The sequence below is a fragment of the Photorhabdus australis DSM 17609 genome, assembly GCF_000711895.1.
GTDB lineage: Bacteria > Pseudomonadota > Gammaproteobacteria > Enterobacterales > Enterobacteriaceae > Photorhabdus > Photorhabdus australis.
In genome coordinates, this window is the sequence record NZ_JONO01000015.1 from 1 (window position 1) to 22403 (window position 22403).

A 22403-nucleotide genomic window follows, 5' to 3' on the forward strand; every position below is an offset into this window, starting at 1 on the left:
CTCAAAGAATCTCACCGTTAGTTCGTTATGAATTAACTGCGCTTCACTCTTCAAGACTTTAAAACGTATTTTTTTGTGATACGGTCTTGTGAGTGCCCACACAGATTGTCTGATTAATTGTTAAAGAGCGGGCCAACATAAAAATTATCATTCTCCGTCAGCCGGGCTGCGTATACTACGCTTTTCGCCCGCAGAGTCAAGCGCTTATTGCCTTTTCCCTGCCTGACCTCACCCGGTTTATCCACGTTGTGTCGGTCAGTGGTGGCGCATTATAGGGCCTTCTTCGGCGCTGGCAAGCGTTTATTTGAAAAAAACTTTCGTTCGCGGATTTTTTCAACAAAACACTGACAAAAAAACGAATTGATTATTTTTTGCATACCATTCTGCGAAAACCATCGGTAAAACGATCGACTTGCTGCCAATCTGTATATTCAATCTCTTTAGTTGTATCCGTTTCTCCACCAGTCATTTTCATGATCAACTTAATCATTATACGATCTAACCAGCGATAACGAGGATAAAGTAATGCACCAGCAAAAACACCGCACAAATCTGGTTTCCAAGGTGTATTAAGCAAAAATTTACGAACATATACATTCGTTTCAGGAGTACATTTCTCTGGTTTCCTTGCTGTTAGATTAACGCCAAAAAATGCGGTTGGCATTTTATTAAGTTGTTGTTGATGGCAAATAGCGAATTTTTTTAGTACTGGATTAAAATGGCCATACCTGATTGAAGCTCCAATCATAACCTTGTCATAAGATTCCCAATTGACTCTTTTTATTGTTGCCAAGTCTTTAAGATCACATAATTCCCCTGCTCTACGTAGATTTTCAGCAATACAGGTAATAATTTTCTTCGTCTGCCCATCTCGGCTGGAATAAAGCAATAAGCAATTCATATCTACATCCTTTTCCCAATAGGCTATTCACGCCAAAAGGTCGGGGTAAACAAAACTAACAAGGTGAATACTTCTAAACGACCAAACAACATCGTTATAACTAGTATCCACTTAGCTATCGGATTCATTGCAGTAAAGTTATCAGCAACAACACCCAACCCTGGCCCCAGATTATTCAGTGTAGCGGCTATTGCAGAAAAAGCAGAAAGCTCGTCTACACCTGTTGCGATCAATAACAGCAAGCTGATGATAAATACCAAAGCATAAGCAGAAAAAAATCCCCAGACAGCTTCAATAATACGTTCAGGTAATGCCCTTCTCCCTAATTTAAGGGTGTAGACCGCATTAGGATGAACCAACCGCTTCAACTCACGGGAACCTTGTAAGAATAACAATAAGATACGAATGACCTTCAGTCCCCCTCCAGTCGAACCTGCACAGCCACCGATAAAAGCAGAACACAATAGTAATATCGGCAAAAATGATGGCCAACGGGCAAAACTATCTGTACTGAATCCGGCTGTTGTCGCCATTGAAACAACCTGGAAAAAAGCCTGGTTCAATGTCTCTATCCCAGATTCATAAACAGCGTAATGCCACAAAATAAAAGCACAGATAATAACCAATACTAATTGAATAGAGATAAACATACGAAATTCAGGGTCCCGCCAGTAGACTGTCAGGCTACGCCCGGTTAACACCGCGAAGTGCAAGCTAAAGTTGCAACCAGAAATCAACAGAAAAATCGCAATAATAGTGTTTATCGCAGGACTATTGAAATAACCAATACTCGTGTCATGAGTAGAAAAACCACCAATTGCGATAGTTGAAAAGCTGTGAGAAATAGCATCAAAAACTGACATACCAGCTGCCCATAATGCCAAAGCGCAAGCGATTGTCAGTAACACATAGATCAACCACAAGGTTTTTGCCGTTTCAGCAATTCGCGGACGCATTTTATTATCTTTCAAAGGCCCTGGCATTTCTGCTCGATAGAGCTGCATTCCCCCAACCCCAAGTAGAGGTAATATTGCAACTGCCAATACAATAATCCCCATTCCCCCCAACCATTGCAGCATCTGCCGATAGAAGAGAATCGCTTTAGGTAAGGAATCAAGTCCAATAAGTGTTGTCGCGCCGGTTGTTGTTAAACCGGAGAAAGATTCAAAGAATGCATCTGTAATAGAAAGATTTGGCTGTTCAGAAAAAATGAAAGGTAAAGCACCAACACTTCCTAATACCGTCCAGAATAAAACCACGATAAGAAACCCTTCTCGGGGTTTTAGCTCATGTTTTTGCTCCCGATTAGGTATCCAAAGCATCAGACCGATAACTAAGGCAAGAATAAATGTCTGACTAAATGCACGCCCAGCTCCATCACGATAGATAAGTGCTACCAGCCCTGGAATAATCATAGTGACGGAGAAAAGAATGACAAGCAGCCCAACAATACGGGTTATGGCACGAAAATGCATTCAGCTGGTTCCTTAGAAATCCAGTTACAGAGAATATTTACAGATCAGGTGTTAAATATAGTACACCACGACTCAGATCCCGTAATTTATCACTGACTTCACTCACCAGGGTAGCTGGGAGTGAAATTTGCAAAGTAACATTCTCTGTATATTCACTGGAAATGATCTTCCCTGCTGATTTTTCTAATAACTGTTCAATCATAGAGATATGAGCATACTCACACTGTAAAGAACAGAGTTTCTGTGGAACCTTATACTTTGTTTCCAGTAACTTCAGCGCCTGTTGGACACCACTTCCATATGCCCTAACCAGTCCACCAGTACCTAATTTTATTCCACCAAAATAACGGACAACAACCGCTGTTATTTCACCAACATTATTTCCCATAAGCTGGAATAATATTGGCTTACCCGCAGTTCCTGAAGGCTCTCCATCATCTGAAAAACCTAATTGCTGTGAATCATCTGGTGCACCAGCAACAAATGCCCAGCAATGATGGCGAGCGTCAGGGTATTGAGCTTTAATTTGCTGAATAAACGCCTTAGCCTCTTCTGTTCCACAAGTGTGTTCTAGCAGAGTAATAAAACGGCTTTTTTTAATCTCTTCAGTCCAACTCACTGAAGCTGCCGGTATCAAATAAGGTTTCATTATGGCAGTTGAAGATCCCGAGTCATGTTTTCCACTTTATTTTCATGGATAACAATATTGTCTTCGATACGTATACCTCCGAAAGATTTAAACATCTCTATTTTATTCCAGTCAAAATGTTTACTAAATTCACTTTCACGCCAAGATGCAAGCAGCGATTCAATGAAATAGAGGCCCGGCTCAATGGTTAACACCATACGAGGTTCCAGAATGCGGGTACAGCGCAAATATGGATATATAGCAGGGGCTGCTAAATGTGTACCCGCATCATCCTGCATAAATCCTGCCACATCATGAACCTGTAATCCAAGAAGATGGCCAATACCATGTGGAAAAAATGGCATTGTTAGTCCTTTTTCGACCATAGTTTCTTCGCTGATATTTTTCAAAATTCCGTATTTTTTCAGTAATTTAGCAATTCGATAATGCATTTGAATATGATATTCGGTGTAGCGAATTCCTACTTTAATTGTGCTGATGAGAGCTTTTTGTTCAGCATTCATATCTTTAATCAGAGAGGAGAACTCGCTATTACTTTTTGCTGCATAAGTACGGGTAATATCTGCTGCATAGCCATTATATTCAGCACCGGCATCAATCAGAAAACTACGTATTTCGGCAGGTACACTGTGCTGTAATACTGTGTAATGCAAAACTGCCGAATGCTCATTCATAGCAATAATATTATCATAGGGAACATCTGTATCACGGTGACCTGTTGCCATCAGATAAGATATATTGATATCAAATTCACTCATACCAGCCTGAAATGCTTCATAAGCTGCCAGATGCCCGACAACTGCCATTTTTTGCGCCTCACGCATACAAGCTAATTCATAGTCTGTTTTATATGAACGATAAAAATGTAAATAATCCAGAACAGCCTCTGGATTGATATTATGTTCAGAGAAACCAAGTTCTTTTGCCCTTTTTGGTGAACAACCGATATAAACAACATTATGTTTTACATAAGGTTTTAGCTCCGAATTAATATCTTGGGTATTTGCCAAATGAATCATTTCAACTTCTTTAATCCAATAGCTGGTTGGTAGTGGTTCTACACTGTGCCAATAATCTACTGGCGAGTAAAACCATAATTTAGGTTTATTAATACCATCTACCCATAACCAGCAATTAGGTATTTTAGTTACCGGTACCCAAGCTTTGAAGTGAGCGTTAACTTTGAAAGGATAATCTCTGTCATCAAGGAAAATACGTTGTAACTCTCCTGAGTGAATAAGCAGAGCATCAAATTGATTACGTGCCAATACTTCACGAGCACGTTGTTGTAATGTAGAGATATGTTCGCGGTATAGAGATGCCAACTTTTCCATTTTAATTGACCTTTTTTTATTTTATGGCTGAATCATTAGCTTATCACAATCATTGATATTTGCAGGTATCACGCAAAAATCATCTCAATATTATCTGACTCTACTAATCCCTTATTTATCAAAATATAAAAACAATTATTGTCAATGAGATATAAATCTCACTTGTGATCACCCTTGCAAAAAATTAATCACTCATTTGCATTTACTTAACATAATAACCACAATCAAACCCATCTGGTCATACCAGATGGTATGCGCTCATTTAGGAGAACGACATGCTCTATCAAAGTGAAACAATTCAAGTAAACTGGCTGAAAGATGGCATTGCTGAGCTAGTTTTCAATGCCCCAGCCGCTATTAATAAACTGGATACCAAAACTGTTGCATCTCTGGATAAGGCTGTCGCTAGCCTGGAGCAACAAACTGAACTGAAAGGCGTTTTATTACGTTCTGAGAAAACCGCATTTATTGTTGGTGCGGATATTACTGAATTCCTCTCTTTATTCGATTCACCCGTAGAAAAACTGCAAGAATGGCTTGATTTCTCAAATAGCATTTTTAATCGGATAGAAGATTTACCCGTTCCAACCATTTCAGCAATAAATGGTTATACTCTTGGTGGCGGTTGTGAGTGTGTTCTATCTACAGATTTCCGTGTAGCCTCCCCCGACGTGCGCATTGGGCTGCCAGAAACCAAGCTTGGTATTATGCCTGGTTTCGGCGGCTCAGTTCGCCTTCCACGCCTTATCGGGACAGATAATGCACTGGATATCATCGCCGCAGGTAAAGACATTGGTGCGGAAGAAGCATTGAAAAATGGCCTTATTGATGCCGTTATTTCTAATGAAAAACTGATTGACTCTGCAGTCTCAATGCTGGAACAGGCTATTGCCGGAGATCTTGATTGGAAAGCAGCACGCCAGCCAAAGTTAGAGCCTTTGAAGCTCAATGAAATTGAACGAGGTATGAGTTTTAGTGTAGCAAAAGGTATGGTGATGAAAGTTGCCGGCCCACACTACCCAGCACCTATTACTGCGGTTAAATCCATAGAAAAAGCCGCTACACTTGGCCGTGATGAAGCACTGAAACAAGAAACTGCCAGCTTTATTCCTTTGGCACAGACAAATGTTGCCCGTGCTTTAGTCGGTATTTTCCTTAATGATCAGTACATAAAAGGGCTGGCTAAAAAACATCTGAAAGAGGTCATAACACCTGAATATGCTGCCGTTCTAGGCGCTGGAATTATGGGTGGAGGTATCGCCTATCAATCTGCTCGCAAAGGGGTTCCTGTCATGATGAAAGACATCAGTCAACAGGCTCTTGAATTAGGCATGAGTGAAGCGGCAAAACTTCTAAACAAGCAGTTTGAACGTGGCCGTTTGGACCCCATAAAAATGGCTCTAACCCTCTCTTCCATTCAACCTACCCTAAATTATGCCGGCATCGAGCAGGCTCAAATTGTAGTTGAAGCAGTAGTAGAAAATCCTAAGATCAAAGCAGCTGTACTATCAGAAACTGAAAATTTGGTTAATGAAGATTGTATCCTGGCATCCAATACTTCAACAATTCCAATTTCAGAATTGGCCAACTCCCTAAAACGCCCGGAAAATTTCTGTGGTATGCACTTCTTTAACCCGGTACATCGTATGCCGTTGGTTGAAATCATTCGTGGTGAAAAAACCTCTGAAAAGACAATTTCAACCGTAGTTGCCTACGCCAGTAAAATAGGGAAAACTCCTATCGTCGTTAATGACTGTCCGGGATTCTTTGTAAACAGAGTGCTTCTCCCTTATCTCCTTGGCTTCGGTCTTTTATTACGTGATGGTGGTGATTTCCGTCAAATAGACAAAATCATGGAGAAAGAATTTGGTTGGCCAATGGGTCCTGCTTATCTTATCGACGTTATTGGTCTTGATACTGCACATCATGCTCAATCAGTCATGGCCCAAGGATTCCCAGATCGTATGCAGCGTGATTATAAAGATGCCATTGATGTTTTATATGACAATCAACGTTACGGGCAGAAAAACGGTATCGGTTTCTATAAATACACACAGGACAAGAAAGGCAAACCCAAAAAAGAGCAGGACGAGCAAACAGATCAACTTCTGGCAACCATCTGCCAGCCGAAGAATAATTTCTCCGGTGAGGAGATCATTGCCCGTACTATGATCCCAATGATCAACGAAGTTGTCCGTTGTTTGGAAGAAGGTGTTATTGCCAGCCCTGCTGAAGCTGATATGGCTCTAGTCTATGGCCTCGGCTTCCCTCCGTTCCGTGGTGGCGTTTTCCGTTATCTGGAAACGATGGGAACAGCAGCTTACGTAAAAATGGCTAAAAATTATGCTCACCTCGGTGCTCTTTATCAGGTTCCACCTGGTTTAAAAGCCAAAGCTGAACGTAATGAAAGTTACTACCCTACAGCAGCAACTATTGCTGTCAGCACCGGAACAACAGCGTGAGGTCTGGAAACATGGAAAATGTAGTCATTATTGATGGCATCCGCACCCCCATGGGGCGCTCAAAAGGTGGTGCATTCCGTCAGGTCCGGGCTGAAGATCTCTCTGCTCACCTGATGAAAGAGATATTTAAACGTAATCCGGCCATACAGCAACACAAAGTAGATGATATCTACTGGGGTTGTGTTCAACAAACTCTGGAGCAAGGCTTCAATATTGCCCGTAATGCTGCATTGCTGGCAGGTTTCCCTCATTCTGTGCCAGCCGTGACCGTTAACCGGCTGTGCGGTTCATCAATGCAAGCATTGCACGATGGCGCCCGTATGATTATGACCGGAGAAGCCAATATTACGTTGATTGGAGGTGTAGAACATATGGGTCATGTTCCAATGACTCATGGTGTAGATTTCCACCCTAAAATGAGCCGAAGTGTCGCCAAAGCAGCAGGAGTTATGGGGTTAACTGCTGAAATGCTGGCAAAGACTCACCATATCAGCCGTGAAATGCAGGATGAATTTGCTCTTCGTTCTCATCAATGTGCAACACAAGCAACGCAATCAGGGGCATTCTCCAACGAGATATCACCAATTTACGGCCACGATGCTGATGGTACACTGAGGCTGTTCAATTACGATGAAGTTATCCGTCCAGATACCAATCTGAAAGATCTGGCAGCTCTACGTCCTGTCTTCGATCCGGTAACAGGCTCGGTTACCGCAGGAAACGCCTCTGCCTTATCCGATGGGGCATCTGCAATGCTGATAACCAGTGAAAGCTACGCCAAAAATCTGGGACTGAAACCTCGCGCTCGTATCCGCTCTATGGCTGTTGTTGGGTGTGATCCTTCCATTATGGGATATGGTCCTGTTCCTGCTACACAAGTAGCACTCAAAAAAGCAGGTCTAGAGCTGTCTGATATAGATGTGATTGAACTCAACGAAGCATTTGCCGCTCAGTCACTTGCCTGTATGAAAGGTCTAAATTTACTGGATGGCATGGATGACAAAGTAAACCTTAATGGTGGCGCAATTGCTCTTGGGCACCCATTAGGCTGCTCTGGTGCTCGCATCACAACAACATTGTTGAATCTGATGGAACGCCGCGATGTTCAGTTTGGCTTAGCAACTATGTGTATCGGCTTAGGTCAAGGTATTGCTACCATCATAGAAAGAATGGATTAAGAACTTATCTGTAAAAAAATATTATAACTGAGTCGTTGTTGCCGTAATTCCCGCCTGTCAGGGGCGGGTTTTTTATTATTATTTTTTAAATAAATTCGAAAGCATCACCATACATACTGTCAATAGAGGCATCACGCTCGCAACAAAAACGTTCACGAGCAATTTTTGCCATTTCAAAGCGCCCAGCAATGTAAATATCATAATTAGCTAAACTGCCAAAATCTTCCAGTACTGCTTTTAAAACTGTCCCAGTACGCCCACACCAGTCATTCTCCGACTGTTCAACAACTGGAACAACTGTCAGATTAGGGTAACTATCTGTAAGTAACTGTAATTCAGCAAGATCATATAAATGTTGTAATTCTCTCCCCCCCCAGTAAACAGAGATATGACGCTCAGGTTGTTCTTCCAAAGCTGTCAGCAATATAGAACGGGTATAAGAAAACCCCGTACCGCCTGCAATCAATAACAGCGGATTAGTGCTACTCTGACGGAACCAAGCTTTACCATGAGGGATATCAATATCAATTATTTTCCGATCAAAAATTCTATCCATCACAGCCATTGCATACAGATTCAGTTCAGAAGCACCAATATGTAATTCAATAAACTTCTTTTCTGAGGGCGTTGAAGCCATTGAAAACGGACGTTTATCTCTCTCATCCATCACCACCATCAGATACTGACCGGCACGAAATGAGAACGGAGAATCAGGAAGTAACCGAACCCGATAAACCGTATCAGTAATAGCCTCTACAGAGGTTACTTTACAGCTCAGTGTTGTCATGCGTTCCCTCTAATGGTCTTAAAATATCTAATTCATCCCAAATCTTGTTGACGCGGGTACGCACTTCTTCACTCATCACGATAGGACGTCCCCATTCCCTCTGCGTCTCCCCCGGCCATTTATTCGTTGCATCCATTCCCATTTTCGAACCTAACCCTGAAACTGGTGATGCAAAATCGAGATAATCGATTGGGGTATTCTCCATTAATACCGTATCTCTTACCGGATCCATTCGCGTAGTTATTGCCCAAATGACATCGTTCCAGTCTCTGGCATTAATATCATCATCACAAACAATAACAAATTTTGTATACATAAATTGCCGCAGATATGACCAAACCCCCATCATGACTCGCTTGGCATGACCTGCATACTGCTTCTTCATGGTTACAACGGCAAGACGATAGGAGCAACCTTCTGGAGGCAAATAAAAATCAACAATTTCAGGAAATTGTTTTTGTAAGATCGGTACCAGCACTTCATTCAATGCAACACCTAATACAGCAGGTTCATCTGGTGGACGACCAGTATAAGTCGAATGATAAATAGCATCGTGACGTTGAGTAATATGTGTCACAGTGAACACTGGAAACATATCGATTTCATTATAATAACCTGTATGGTCACCGTATGGCCCTTCTGGAGCTAACTCGCCAGGCTCAATATATCCCTCCAGTATGATCTCAGCGCTTGCTGGTACCTCCAAATTACTTGAAAGACATTTCACAACTTCTGTTTTATGTCCTCTTAACAACCCTGCAAATGCATATTCTGACAACGTGTCAGGAACTGGCGTCACAGCACCCAATATTGTCGCCGGATCAGCCCCCAACGCGACAGCAACTGGGAAACGTTCTCTAGGGTGAGCCTGACACCACTCCTGAAAATCAAGGGCCCCCCCACGATGGGATAACCAACGCATAATGAGTTTATTTTTACCCAACACCTGCTGGCGATAAATACCAAGATTTTGCCGCTCTTTATTTGGGCCACGTGTTACTGTCAACCCCCAAGTAATTAACGGGGCAGCATCCTCTGGCCAACAGTGCATTATAGGGATACGGTTTAAATCGACATCATCACCAACCCAAATTTGCTCCTGACAAACAGCAGTATTAAGCCGTTTAGTCGGCATATTAAGAACTTGCTTAAATTTCGGCAACTTATCTAGCAAATCACGAAAACCTTTAGGAGGATCGGGTTCTTTCAAAAAAGCCAGCAATTTACCTACATCATGCAAAGCTTTAACATCATCCTGCCCCATTCCCATAGCAACCCGTTTGGCAGTACCAAACAAATTACACAATACAGGCATTGAATAACCTTTGGGATTTTCAAACAACAAGGCGGGCCCACCAGCGCGAAGGGTACGATCCGCAATTTCAGTCATCTCCAAATAAGGATCAACTTCAAGACTGATACGTTTCAACTCACCTTTCTGTTCCAATAAGGTCAGAAAATCTCTCAAGTCACGGTATTTCATACTATCCATTCATGCCGGTTTTTAAGGGGAGAGAAAACATTATAAGCTATTCCGTTCAGCTTTTTTGTGTTTTTTTGGAAGACTACAAAGTAAACCAATAACTTAATAAAAAGCAATGAGTTTAATTCAACCTTGAGATCTCAAAGCCAAATACATCTGAAATTCACATCACAGCACAGATACCATATTTAGTAATTATTATATTCAATAGATCTTGAGCATAACTCAATCAGTCCGAGTCATCTGAAAGTTTGCCATTACTCAACAGAAATACTTAATCTTTATCTTAACTACAGAAAAAAGCACCAACCTTATATTGATTACTTTATCCGTGACTTCCCATGATATTACTCATCACTTTTTTACTAAAAATACAGTACTCACTCATAACAATAAATATCTATCATCAAACAATTATCACTAAGATAATGCCTGTAATGCCCCTGTCTATTTTGCTATGCTTAATAGTCATTGGATCAAGGTTAAATAAACATGGAAAACTGGTACCTCATCTACTGTAAACGTGGACAAATTTCACGAGCAATAGAAAATCTGGAACGACAGGATGTTGCTTGCCTGACTCCTACCGCGAGAATTGAAAAGATAACCCGTGGTAGACGTACTGTGAATACAGAGCCACTTTTTCCTAATTACCTGTTTGTTCAGTTTGACCCAGAAGTCATTCATACTACGACTATCAATTCAACGCGCGGTGTCAGCCATTTTGTCCGTTTTGGTGTGCATCCGGCAATCGTACCGGAAACTCTGATTAAAGAAATCGTGTCAGCAACTGAGCAAGAATACGTATCACCAGATACACCCGTAGCAGGTGATACGGTATTAATCACCGAAGGAATTTTTGAAGGATTACAAGCTATCTACAATGAACCAGATGGAGAAACTCGCTCTATTTTGTTACTCAATATTCTGAATAAGCAATTACCCAAAGCACTTGATAACAAGCAGTTTGTGAAGATCTAACCAAACAAAAAACGGGCAGAATTCTTATTCTTCACCCGTTTTTAATCGATATTAAAACCGCAGCTCAAATAACTGTTGAGCAACCTGTTTTGCAAAATATGTCAGTACACCATCTGCCCCCGCTCGCTTGAAACATAACAGGGACTCCATAATTACCTGTTCCTGTAACCAACCATTCTGAATAGCAGCCATATGCATGGCATATTCACCAGATACCTGGTAAGCAAAGGTTGGAACACCAAATGTCTCTTTTACCCTACGGATAACATCCAGGTAAGGCATACCCGGTTTAACCATCACAGTATCAGCGCCTTCCTGTAAATCCTGAGCAATTTCTTGCAATGCTTCATCGCTGTTAGCTGGGTCCATTTGATAATTCTTTTTATTACCACCTTTTAGATTGCTACTTGAGCCTATAGCATCACGGAAAGGACCATAATAACCAGAAGCATACTTAGCAGAATAAGCCATAATCTGAGTATTTACATGACCTTCCTCTTCAAACTTCTCTCGAATTGCACCAATCCGTCCATCCATCATGTCACTTGGCGCAATAATCTCAGCACCAGCCTCCGCATGTGACAGTGCCTGTTTGACTAGGATCTCTTTGGTCACATCATTAATTACATAACCATCCTGATCAATAATTCCATCCTGACCATGTGTAGTGAACGGATCTAATGCTACATCAGTCAGTAATCCCAGTTCAGGAACCGCTTCTTTCAGAGTACGTATAGTCCGTTGAATGAGTCCATCAGAACTATAGGCTTCTTTCGCATCCAGAGATTTTTTATCTGCTTCAATAACAGGAAACAGAGACAATACAGGAATACCCAACCGGGCAATCTCTTCAGCTTCTTTCAACAAAAGATCAATTGTCAGACGATACACCCCTGGCATAGAAGAAACTTCCTGACGACAATTAGTCCCTTCCATTACAAATACAGGATAGATTAAATCATTAACAGTTAATTGATTCTCAGCAACTAAACGACGGGAAAAATCATGGCGGCGCACTCGACGCATACGGCGACCGGGGAAAGTACCTGGAAATACATAGCTCATATAGCTCTCCTAACTTAAACCCAGCGCACTGGCGCTGGGTTTATTAATATGCTACTGCTTTGTGTTAATATCTTAGCACTACAGAACGACATATTAAGATTACTATTATCACTTTTCCGTATTTGCTTCCGATGCTTGTTCGTCTTCTGAACGATCCCCCAATTTGCGCTGTCCAGTGTAAAAACGGGAGAGCAAAATACCCAGTTCAAACAACAGATACATAGGAATAGCTAGTAAAGTTTGCGAGAAAACATCCGGAGGCGTCAACAACATGCCAACAACAAAAGCACCTACCAAAATATACGGACGCTTTTTCTTCAGAGATTCAGGAGTCACCACCCCACTCCAACATAACAAAATAATGGCAACTGGCACTTCAAAAGAAACACCAAAAGCCATAAACAGTGCCATTACAAAACTCAAATAATTACTGATATCCGTTGCAATCAAAACCCCTGCAGGAGCCGTCTTAGCAAAAAATCCAAAAGCTATCGGAAATACAACGAAGTAGGCAAATGCCATCCCTAAATAGAACAATAGACTGCTGGAAACAAGCAGAGGGATCATCAAACGGCGCTCATGCCTATATAATGCAGGAGCAATAAACGCCCATACCTGATAAAGAACCATAGGTGCAGATACAAATATCGACACCATAACGGTCAATTTTATCGGTGTAAAAAAGGGAGAAGCAACATCTGTCGCTATCATACTTGCACCTTGAGGCAATTGCTTAATCAAAGGTGCAGAGATCATCTGATAGATGTCGTTAGAAAAATAAACCAATGCTAAAAAAACCACTAATACAGTCAACAAACTGTTTAGAATTCGCTTACGCAGTTCAATAAGGTGACTGATAAGTGGTTGGGTATCATCAACAGCCATGTTTTAGTGTTCACCATTAACTTAATCAGAAGTTTTTTTCTTCGTTTCAGAAGCCGTTTTATCATCCACTGTAGAGGAAGATTCGGATGAATCCGTAACCTGAGGTATTGCCGACTTTTGTGCCACCTTATTTATTTCCGATGCTTTCATACTCTCCTCATCAGGTTCATTTTGGTATGCTTTTTTCAAAGACTCAGCAGCTTCTTTTAGCTCATCCATCGAAGCTTTTAATTCCGGAGATAAATTCTGCAACCCCGCTTCTTCTTGAACTTTTTTCAAACTTTCCTGGAGTTCCTGCAATTTCAGTTCCTGGGCAAGCTCATTTTGGACATTAGCAGCCAAAGAACGCAATGCTCTGATCCAACCAGCAACCGTTTTTACTGCCACCGGTAGCCGTTCTGGCCCCAGAACCACCAAGCCAATGACCATAACCAACAGTAGCTCGCTAAAACCAATGTCAAACACGGTTTATACCTGCTCTTTGTTTTTGCTCTCAGATGTCTCAGATCGAGCTACAGATTGTTTTTCAGTAATGTTTTTAGTCTCAAAATCAGCATCATTACTGGTTTTTTGAGCTTGCTGAGGCTGATTATCATCCCCTATCGCTTTTTTAAAACCTTTAATAGATTCTCCAAGATCAGAACCCAAAGTGCGGAGCTTATTCGTGCCGAACAACAGCACCACAATGACCGCAATGATGAGTAATTGCCAAATGCTTATACCGCCCATTCTGATTTACCTCTATTTAACAATGATTATTATTAATAGTTCACTATACATACGAAGAACTATAACCGATCTTTCGAAAAAATTTTCCCTAAGACAAATATTACTAAACTTTACTCAACCGATACCAACCAAACAACCACGAAACGGCACCGGCACCTATAAATAACCAAGGAATATTGGCTAAGCCAGACAACAAAAATAAACTCCCACAAAGAAACAACGTCGCACCAACTCCGAGCAAATATTGTGACTGTCGCTGCCCTATCTGCTGCCCTTTTAGCTGATCTGATAGTCTATCAATGTTGGCTTGTAAATATTTATGCTGCTGAAGACTGTCATACACTAACTCGGGTAGTTCTGGCAACTTTTCTGCCCAATAAGGCGCTTTCTCTTTTAGTGCGCGAATAACCGCAGGTAATCCGACCTGACTATGTAACCACTCCTCTAGAAATGGTTTTGCTGTTTTCCATAAATCAAGTTGTGGGTAGAGTTGTCGTCCTAAACCTTCTACATACAAAAGCGTCTTTTGCAGAAGAACTAACTGGGGTTGCACTGCCATATTAAAACGGCGTGCAGTATTAAACAGATTCAAAAGAACATGACCAAACGAAATTTCTGCAAGCGGCTTCTCAAATATTGGCTCACAAACTGTACGGATTGCAAATTCAAAATCTTCAACATTGGTATCACTGGGAACCCAACCTGAATCCACATGAAGCTCAGCAACTTTCCGGTAATCACGATTAAAGAAGGCAATAAAATTCTCAGCCAGATAACGTTTATCATCTTTATTAAGAGAGCCAACAATACCGCAATCAATACCAATATAGAATGGATCTTCAGGATGTTCATAACTGACGAAAATATTTCCTGGATGCATATCCGCATGGAAGAAACTGTCACGGAAAACCTGAGTAAAAAAGACCTGAACGCCCCGTTCAGCCAGCAATTTCATATTGGTATTCTGCGCTTCCAACGCTTCAATATCAGAAACCGGAATACCATAAACCCGCTCCATCACCAGAATATTTTCGCGGCAATAATCAGAATAAACTTCTGGCACATAGAGCATTGAACTCTTTTCGAAATTACGACGAAGTTGAATTGAATTGGCTGCTTCACGCAATAAATTCAGCTCATCAATCAACGTCTTCTCGTATTCCCGCACAACCTCGCGAGGACGCAAACGGCGCCCATCAGGTAATAACATTGGTACCCAATTAGCCAGACGGTACATTAATCGGATATCCGCTTTAATAATTGGCAAAATATCAGGGCGGATTACTTTGATAACGATTTCCTGACCATTCTCTTTCAACCGGGCGGTATGTACCTGAGCAACTGAAGCAGAGGCCAGAGCTTTAGGTTCAAAGTCATCAAACCAAGTTTCCAGCGTTCCCCCTAAAGAAGTTTCAATATATTGGCGGGCTAGCACACCATCGAAAGAGGCAACCCGGTCTTGTAACAGAGCCAATTGATCAGCTATTGCTGGAGGAAACAGATCACGCCGTGTCGAAAGCATCTGCCCAAATTTAATCCAGACAGGCCCCAGTTCCTGTAAGGCAAGTCGCAACCTCTCCCCTAGTGATTTATCTTTGTGCTTATTTGGTATCCAAAAGAATAAATAACGTCCAAAACGGAGAGGCCAAGTCAAACGAATCCGAGGAATCAGTTCATCCAATCCGTAAGAAAGAAAAACTCGTATAATTAAATAAAGGCGCCTTAATTCACCTGGAGTCATATTTTTCCTCTAATACCGCCAATCGCTGTTCTATTTGCCTGATATCGTCGGTCAACACGCTAACTTCTTCACTAAAATAAGCCACTTCAAGCTTATTTGGCGCCAATTTCCATTCTTCTGTTAATGTTTCCGCCAAATAATTTTTCTGACACGTTATTGAGCCGGAAACAAACTGGAATCCCTTTTTAACTACCTGACTGATACTCTCAGCAGCGATATCCCCAAAATAAGGGGAAAGATAATGGGCCAAATCCCATTCAACCATATCCAACAGAACAGACCACTGCTGAACAACCTGCATATCCCCTTCAATAACGATTTCACCACGATGAAGTAACCCAGAAAGCTGTTGGCGATCTCGTAGCTTAAGCAAAGCAGAAAAATTGGTTTTAACTGTACAATCAGCAGATCCGGCCCATTGGCTTAATACGTCCACTTGTTTTTCACTGAATACCAGTGTAAATGGTGTATTTATTTCTTTCAGCCCAATAGACAAAACTTTACCCACCAGTCGCATACGAGCTTGCCTTAACACAGGTTCGCTGTATAACAGGTGATTCAACGATGTTTCCATCACTGCGGTTAAAACCGGCATCAATGTGGAATTAATAGTGTTACTCAGTGATGGTCTTTCCATCTCAGAATTTAAAACCTCTATGTAATGCAGCAATACCGCCAGTCATATTGGTATAAGTCACCTGTTCAAAACCAGCATCTTCCATCATTATTTTAAGTGTCTCTTGATCAGGATGCATACGAATGGATTCAGCCAGATAACGATAACTGTCAGCATCTTGCACAAAAATCTGCCCCATTTTTGGCAATACATGGAAAGAATAAGCGTCATAGGCTTTGCTTAACGGCGCCAGCAAAGGCTTGGAAAATTCAAGCACCAATAAACGCCCACCAGGTTTCAAAACCCGAAACATTGAACGCAGAGCCTTTTCTTTTTCCGTCACATTGCGTAAACCGAAAGAGATAGTGATGCAATCAAAATAATTATCAGGAAAAGGTAAAGCTTCCGCATTGGCCTGCACATAATTGACATTACCAACAATACCGGTATCACGTAATTTCTCTCGCCCAACCTTCAGCATAGATTCATTGATATCAGCAAGGACAACTTCCCCCTTCTCACCAACTATGCGGGAAAATTTAGCTGCCAGATCTCCAGTGCCGCCAGCCAAATCAAGTATCCGCTGCCCCCGGCGAGCACCACTGGCACTAATAGCCACACGTTTCCAAATACGATGGATGCCAAACGACATCAAATCATTCATTAAATCGTATTTTGCAGCAACAGAATGAAATACTTCAGCTACCATGCTTTCTTTTTCATTTTTAGCTACAGTGCGGAAACCAAAATGTGTGGTTTGTTTCGTTTGGTCTACCATGTTATTTGCCCACTTTTTAATCAAGCTGTTATAAAAGTGTATCAGCCTTTCATACAAAACCCTATCCTGGCGTTAATCATTAACACAGGATGGTTGGTTAGCCCTATCGACTAATTCAGGATCAATAGGACGTTTCACCTCAACCCCTAAATTACGAAAACCTTCCGCCTGGCTTATCAGATTTCCACGCCCCTCAGTCAACTTTTTCATTGCCAACCGATAATTAATCTGAGCCTTATCCAGGCTTTGCCCTAAACTTTGCATATCATCAACAAACAAACGCATCTTATCGTACATACGAGAAGCCTTATCTGCGATTAAACGCGCATTTTGGCTTTGATATTCATATCGCCACAAGTTATTAATGGTACGCACAGCAACTAATAATGTTGATGGGCTAACTAGCATAATATTATGTTTAAGTGCTTCATCAAGCAGCTCAGGCGCCCTGTTAAGCGCGACTAAATAAGCGGGTTCAACCGGAATAAACATCAGTACATAGTCCAACGATTTCAGTCCAGGTAACTGCTGATAATCTTTACGACTCAAACCGCGGATATGACCTTTAATTGAGCTGATATGCTCCTGAAGGGCCAATTCCTGTTGGTGCTGATCGCCACTGTTAAAATAACGCTCATAAGCCACCAGCGACATTTTAGCATCAATCACTACGTCCTTTCCTTGCGGCAAGTGAACAATAACATCAGGTTGAAAACGACTATTACCTTCTGTCTTAATATTAACTTGAGTACAAAACTCATGCCCTTCCCGTAGACCAGAGGCTTCCAGGATACGGGCCAACACGACTTCCCCCCAATCCCCCTGAATTTTGTTATCACCTTTAAGAGCATTTGTCAGATTGATAGCTTCTTTCGCCATCTGAGCATTCAGTTGCTGTAAGTTACGGATTTCATGTTCAAGAGTATGCCGCTCACGGGCCTCCTGACCAAAACTCTCTTGTACCTGGCGGCGAAAACCATCAAGTTGTTCACGAAATGGAGTCAGAAGACTACTAAGACTCTGTCGATTTTGTTCATCTGTCCGACGACCAGCTTGTTCAAAAATACGGTTAGCCAGATTTTCAAATTGAGTATTCAGACGTAATTCACTATTGATCAATAACCGCTGTTTCTCCTCGGCAGCAAGGCGACTCTCTTCCAGCCGTGTAGTCACCTCCCGTAACTCAGATTCCTGCACACTGTTAATTTCTCTCTGGGCTCGCAATTCCTGATTCAATTGTTCACATTCAACCCGCCAATAAGCCAACTGCTCAAGTTTTTCATTGGCAACTGCAAGTTGGCTGTTGAGTTCCCGAAATTCCAGTTCTTGCTGCTGAATACGTTGATAAACACAAAACCAAACAATAGCACCTCCACCCAACAAGCCACCAAGAATACCAATCAACGCATATAACAATTGGATATCCACCTATACTTCCTCTGTTACATTCTTCAGCCAATTAAGTTAAATAGATACTGTATAGATGTCCAGATCGATTTATACAAGTGGTTCAGTTTGCGAAGCCACTCGCAATTAGCTCATCCAATTAGCCAACCATTGCAGACCAAAAACGCCTGGAGCTAACACCCCAAAAGACCAAATAAGCGCGGAGCAGATATTAGCAATTTGGAAATAGCGCAACGGCATAGTACATATGCCCGCCACCAATGGCACAATTGCACGGAATGGGCCAAAGAATCTACCGAAGAAAATGCTCCAGATACCCCAACGATCAAAGAAATGATGTACTCGTGTCAACAGTTGTGGTTTGCGAGAAATCGGCCAAATTTTAACAACATCACCTTTAAAATAAGCACCAACAATATAGGATACCCAATCGCCGAAGAAGGCCCCTGCTGCGGCTGCCAACCACATCGGCCAAAAATTAAGACCACTTTCACCTATTAATGCACCTAATCCAAGCAATATGATAGTTGCAGGTAATAACAAAGAGAAAAAAGCTAAAGATTCACCAAAAGCGAGTAAGAAAATTATCGGTATGATCCAGGTATCATGGGCTTTAACAAAACCTATTACCAGATCAACTAGTTCATGGAGACTCAAATTCATATTCCTGTATTGATTAATACCACATTCAATTTAACCGCTGCCGTATTAACCAGAATTAAACCAATATTTTATTCAAGGAAATAATCTTGTAATTTCCTACGGGCTGCACAATCAAGGCCGAAATCTTTCTCCAGCCATACATCTACACTGCCATAATTCTGATTAATACTGTTTAGGGCGGTCATAAGAAATTCTTCTCTGACGGAATAGACATAAGCGAATTTCTCAACCACATTGTCACTCATGGTTTTCGCATGTTCATTCAACAAATACTCACGGTAAGATGCCAGTGTAGAGTTAGTCACCAAATAATCTTCCATTACCGTATCTAAATCAGCACCAAGTGCAAACAACACCAATGCAGAGCCTACACCAGTTCTGTCTTTACCTACTGCACAATGTTGTACTATCCCACCTTTTTCCGGTTGTTGCAGTAAGTTAACCAACGTCTTATAAGCGGGGTTTTTTAAAGGCAATAATTCATAAAGACGGAACATAAACGCCTGTGGATTAAATTGTTCCAGCATTTCTGACGCCAACTTTTCCAGATTAGCATTCACCTCCTCAGACAATGGATTAGCCGGGGCATGATGATAATTAGCGCCATTCCATATCTGATCGGGTTTATCCTCTATTTCACTTATGTCACGATAATCTATAATTTGGAATAGGTTTTTCTTTACCAGGAAAGATTGATCTCTTTCTGTCAAACGATCCAGAGAACCAGAACGGAAAAGTAAACCTGATTTGATTTTCCCTCCACTGACTACAGTTTTACCACCTAAATCACGAAAATTAATCCCTCCATAGAGGGGAAGTGCTGATGGATGCAATAAGGATGTTGTAATCATGATTACTCTTAATTAGCTGTAGAATGTTAAGACATTAACAGATTTCTATCTAAAAAGAAGAGTGGGCCGGAATATTCCGGCCCCAAAGAATATGATTTACAACAGGCGGCGAGCGGCCTCTACTACGATCATCAATGCACTGCTCTCGGTTTTCTTTAGCAACTCAACATCAGGAATTTCCTGCTGCGTACGGTTAACAATGACACCAGCAACCATACCCGCACGCAACCCTTGGCTTGCACACATAGTCAACAAAGTTGCAGATTCCATTTCATAATTCATGACACCCATTGCCTGCCATTCAGCCATTGACCCTTTGAAACGACTCACAACACGGCCAGAATAGGTATCATAACGCTCCTGGCCAGGATAGAAAGTATCTGAAGAAGCTGTTACGCCAACATGTGTCGTTGCACCTAAATCTTTTGCCGCTTCATACAATGCAGTTGTACATTCAAAATTTGCCACTGCCGGAAACTCCATCGGGGCAAAGTGTAAGCTAGCACCATCCAAGCGAACAGCCGCCGTGGTTACCAGTACATCACCAACATTAATATTTTCTTGAATTGCACCTGTTGTACCAATACGCAGGAAAGTACGAACCCCCAATTGCGCTAATTCTTCAACAGCAATGGACGTTGATGGGCCACCTATGCCCGTAGAACAAACAATAACCGCTTTACCATCAATTTCTGCTCGCCAGGACGTGAATTCACGCAAAGAAGCAAGATGAACTGGGTTGTCCATTAATCTTGCAATTTTTTCCACACGTTTCGGATCACCCGGAACAATAGCTAGAGTTGCGCCTTGCAGGTCGCTTTTGGTCAGACCCAAGTGAAACACATCAGACATATCAGACTCCTCCACGGGAAGAATTTATAATGAAATTAATTGAAACTTACTGTATTAAGTATTTAGACATCTTTTAGTGATAAAAATCACTTTAAAGTAATATAAAAAAGAAAAACGTACATTATTTTGTGACTCAAATCACAAAAACAACCATAAAAGTAAGAAAAACGGGTGGACCAACTGTTGCTGAAGATTAACACAAGGTTGAATAACTATTGCAAATTTAACAAAAAAGCCAAATATTTTCTCTCAACCATAAACTACCTGAATACATTCACACCGGGAAACAAACAAATTATTTAATTATATTTATATTTAAAACAACACCAAGAAAAAAAACATCCCCAAACATCTGATTTGATTTATTAACCGTGAAGAAGGAAAAAAAAGTCTACAACCTCATTAAATATAAATTATCACCATTATTAAAATTACCTAATCTGATGTTTATAAATCCACAATACAATACACCAAATTATATTCACATCAATTCTTTATTATCGTGAAAAATTAAAAAAACAAACCATGTTTTATTTCCATATCTAATAAAATATTTTTCTTTATTATTTTCAATGATATCATGATTTTGTTTCCAATAAAAATTTAGCAATTGACAAATATAAATATCACAGTCACCTTTTTATAGAATGCATATTGCTTGAACATATTAGAATTTTTCCAACATGTAGGAGTGCTATCTATGGTGACACAAAAAACAGTTTTAATTACCGGTTTTGATCCTTTCGACAATGAAACGATAAATCCGTCATGGGAAGCAGCCAAACAGTTACAGGGTCGCAGGCTATGCGGAGCACGGGTCGAAGCTCGCCAACTTCCATGCGTATTCGATGTCTCTCTTGCTTGCCTATACGCCGCTATTGATGAAATACAACCTGATCTAGTGATTTCAGTGGGGCAAGCGGGTGGTCGGCCAGATATTACCGTAGAACGCGTGGCAATTAACATCAATGATGCTCGCATTCCCGATAATCAAGGTAATAAACCTATCAATACCCCCATAGTCGTAACAGGCCCTGCGGCCTATTTCTCCACATTACCGATCAATGCGATAGTCAAAGGTTTGCGTAAAGCAGGAGTCCCCGCGTCAATTTCACAAACTGCGGGCACTTTCGTCTGTAATCATGTTATGTATGGCTTGCTGCACCATTTAGCGCATACCAATCCTGAAATACGCGGTGGCTTTATCCATATCCCTTATCTGCCTGAACAGGCAGTGCGATATTCTGGCACACCAAGTATGTCTCTGGAAACAGTCATAACAGCACTGGAAATCGCCATCGATGAAGCATTAAAAAACAGTGAAGATATCATCATTAGTGGAGGTGCTACTCATTAATTTAATGTTCCGCTCACGCTGTTGAAAATTTTCCACGAAAATGACAGGCACAGAGAAACACGATCTATTGGATAATATTAACCAAACAACAAAGATAATCCTCTCTGTGCCTGCACAATATCCGTATGTAAATATCAAGCATCTGATATTCTCTTAACTTACTAATCAGCATACCATTTACATAGGTTACTTTATAATTTCGACTGTTA

22 protein-coding genes are annotated in these 22403 nt (G+C 41.2%); 4 read left to right on the top strand and 18 right to left on the bottom strand.

Features of this window, described 5'->3' with window-relative positions; all coding sequences use genetic code 11:
• Positions 1-113: 113 nt before the first annotated feature.
• The 5 genes from BO26_RS24815 to pepQ form a co-directional block, all read right to left on the bottom strand.
• Positions 114-245 carry a hypothetical protein gene (locus BO26_RS24815; RefSeq protein ID WP_477707004.1) on the bottom strand — a complete coding sequence of 44 codons (132 nt, stop codon included), beginning with the start codon at positions 243-245 and terminating at the stop codon, positions 114-116.
• A 119-nt stretch (positions 246-364) separates the two neighbouring features.
• A complete protein-coding gene (gene hemG / locus BO26_RS06535) occupies positions 365-901 on the bottom strand; it encodes a menaquinone-dependent protoporphyrinogen IX dehydrogenase (protein WP_036770153.1) in 537 nt (178 codons plus the stop codon).
• A gap of 23 nt (positions 902-924) precedes the next feature.
• Positions 925-2376 carry a Trk system potassium transporter TrkH gene (gene trkH, locus BO26_RS06540; RefSeq protein WP_036770155.1) on the bottom strand — a complete coding sequence of 484 codons (1452 nt, stop codon included), beginning with the start codon at positions 2374-2376 and terminating at the stop codon, positions 925-927.
• A 37-nt stretch (positions 2377-2413) separates the two neighbouring features.
• Entirely contained in the window at positions 2414-3025 is a 612-nt protein-coding gene (locus BO26_RS06545; RefSeq protein ID WP_036770157.1) for an IMPACT family protein, read from the bottom strand.
• Positions 3025-4359 carry a Xaa-Pro dipeptidase gene (gene pepQ, locus BO26_RS06550; protein ID WP_036770160.1) on the bottom strand — a complete coding sequence of 445 codons (1335 nt, stop codon included), beginning with the start codon at positions 4357-4359 and terminating at the stop codon, positions 3025-3027. The genes BO26_RS06545 and pepQ overlap by 1 nt, the downstream gene beginning before the upstream one ends.
• Positions 4360-4634: 275 nt before the next feature.
• On the opposite strand from pepQ, the gene fadB reads away from it, so the two are divergent.
• On the top strand, positions 4635-6821 hold the full coding sequence (fadB, locus tag BO26_RS06555) for a fatty acid oxidation complex subunit alpha FadB (protein WP_036770163.1): 2187 nt from the start codon (positions 4635-4637) through the stop codon (positions 6819-6821).
• A gap of 11 nt (positions 6822-6832) precedes the next feature.
• Positions 6833-7999, top strand: a complete 1167-nt coding sequence (gene fadA, locus BO26_RS06560) for an acetyl-CoA C-acyltransferase FadA (protein WP_036770166.1) — start codon at positions 6833-6835, stop codon at positions 7997-7999.
• Between the two features lie 85 nt (positions 8000-8084).
• Here the strand turns inward: fadA and fre are convergent, their stop codons facing one another.
• Together fre and ubiD are read right to left on the bottom strand one after the other, a co-directional pair.
• Positions 8085-8786 (bottom strand): NAD(P)H-flavin reductase, encoded by a 702-nt coding sequence (gene fre, locus BO26_RS06565; protein WP_036770169.1) that lies wholly within the window; start codon positions 8784-8786, stop codon positions 8085-8087.
• A complete protein-coding gene (gene ubiD / locus BO26_RS06570; protein ID WP_051690895.1) occupies positions 8767-10269 on the bottom strand; it encodes a 4-hydroxy-3-polyprenylbenzoate decarboxylase in 1503 nt (500 codons plus the stop codon). The genes fre and ubiD overlap by 20 nt, the downstream gene beginning before the upstream one ends.
• 492 nt (positions 10270-10761) lie before the next feature.
• Here ubiD and rfaH point away from each other — a divergent pair, with 492 nt between their 5' ends.
• A complete protein-coding gene (gene rfaH / locus BO26_RS06575; RefSeq protein ID WP_036770178.1) occupies positions 10762-11250 on the top strand; it encodes a transcription/translation regulatory transformer protein RfaH in 489 nt (162 codons plus the stop codon).
• A gap of 51 nt (positions 11251-11301) precedes the next feature.
• On the opposite strand, the gene hemB is transcribed toward rfaH, so the two are convergent.
• From hemB to udp, 11 genes are all read right to left on the bottom strand, one after another.
• The gene (gene hemB, locus BO26_RS06580) at positions 11302-12315 is read right to left on the bottom strand and encodes a porphobilinogen synthase (RefSeq protein WP_036770181.1); all 1014 of its coding nucleotides are present in this window, start codon (positions 12313-12315) and stop codon (positions 11302-11304) included.
• Positions 12316-12423: 108 nt separating this feature from the next.
• A complete protein-coding gene (tatC, locus tag BO26_RS06585) occupies positions 12424-13200 on the bottom strand; it encodes a Sec-independent protein translocase subunit TatC (RefSeq protein WP_036770183.1) in 777 nt (258 codons plus the stop codon).
• A 21-nt stretch (positions 13201-13221) separates the two neighbouring features.
• A complete protein-coding gene (gene tatB / locus BO26_RS06590; RefSeq protein ID WP_036770186.1) occupies positions 13222-13665 on the bottom strand; it encodes a Sec-independent protein translocase protein TatB in 444 nt (147 codons plus the stop codon).
• 3 nt (positions 13666-13668) lie between these two features.
• Positions 13669-13929, bottom strand: coding sequence for a Sec-independent protein translocase subunit TatA (gene tatA / locus BO26_RS06595; protein ID WP_015835962.1), 261 nt, complete (start codon positions 13927-13929; stop codon positions 13669-13671).
• A 103-nt stretch (positions 13930-14032) separates the two neighbouring features.
• Positions 14033-15670, bottom strand: coding sequence for a ubiquinone biosynthesis regulatory protein kinase UbiB (gene ubiB, locus BO26_RS06600; protein ID WP_036770187.1), 1638 nt, complete (start codon positions 15668-15670; stop codon positions 14033-14035).
• Positions 15657-16307, bottom strand: coding sequence for a ubiquinone biosynthesis protein UbiJ (ubiJ, locus tag BO26_RS06605; protein ID WP_036770188.1), 651 nt, complete (start codon positions 16305-16307; stop codon positions 15657-15659). The genes ubiB and ubiJ overlap by 14 nt, the downstream gene beginning before the upstream one ends.
• 1 nt (position 16308) lies before the next feature.
• A complete protein-coding gene (gene ubiE, locus BO26_RS06610; RefSeq protein ID WP_036770291.1) occupies positions 16309-17064 on the bottom strand; it encodes a bifunctional demethylmenaquinone methyltransferase/2-methoxy-6-polyprenyl-1,4-benzoquinol methylase UbiE in 756 nt (251 codons plus the stop codon).
• A 72-nt stretch (positions 17065-17136) separates the two neighbouring features.
• Positions 17137-18447, bottom strand: a complete 1311-nt coding sequence (gene rmuC / locus BO26_RS06615; RefSeq protein ID WP_420864688.1) for a DNA recombination protein RmuC — start codon at positions 18445-18447, stop codon at positions 17137-17139.
• 150 nt (positions 18448-18597) lie between these two features.
• Positions 18598-19134, bottom strand: coding sequence for a DedA family protein (locus BO26_RS06620; protein ID WP_420864684.1), 537 nt, complete (start codon positions 19132-19134; stop codon positions 18598-18600).
• Between the two features lie 68 nt (positions 19135-19202).
• Positions 19203-19985 carry a tyrosine-protein phosphatase gene (locus BO26_RS06625; RefSeq protein ID WP_036770189.1) on the bottom strand — a complete coding sequence of 261 codons (783 nt, stop codon included), beginning with the start codon at positions 19983-19985 and terminating at the stop codon, positions 19203-19205.
• 96 nt (positions 19986-20081) lie between these two features.
• On the bottom strand, positions 20082-20837 hold the full coding sequence (gene udp / locus BO26_RS06630) for a uridine phosphorylase (RefSeq protein WP_036770190.1): 756 nt from the start codon (positions 20835-20837) through the stop codon (positions 20082-20084).
• Positions 20838-21537: 700 nt separating this feature from the next.
• Here udp and pcp point away from each other — a divergent pair.
• The gene (gene pcp, locus BO26_RS06635) at positions 21538-22194 is read left to right on the top strand and encodes a pyroglutamyl-peptidase I (protein ID WP_036770192.1); all 657 of its coding nucleotides are present in this window, start codon (positions 21538-21540) and stop codon (positions 22192-22194) included.
• Positions 22195-22403 lie beyond the last annotated feature (209 nt).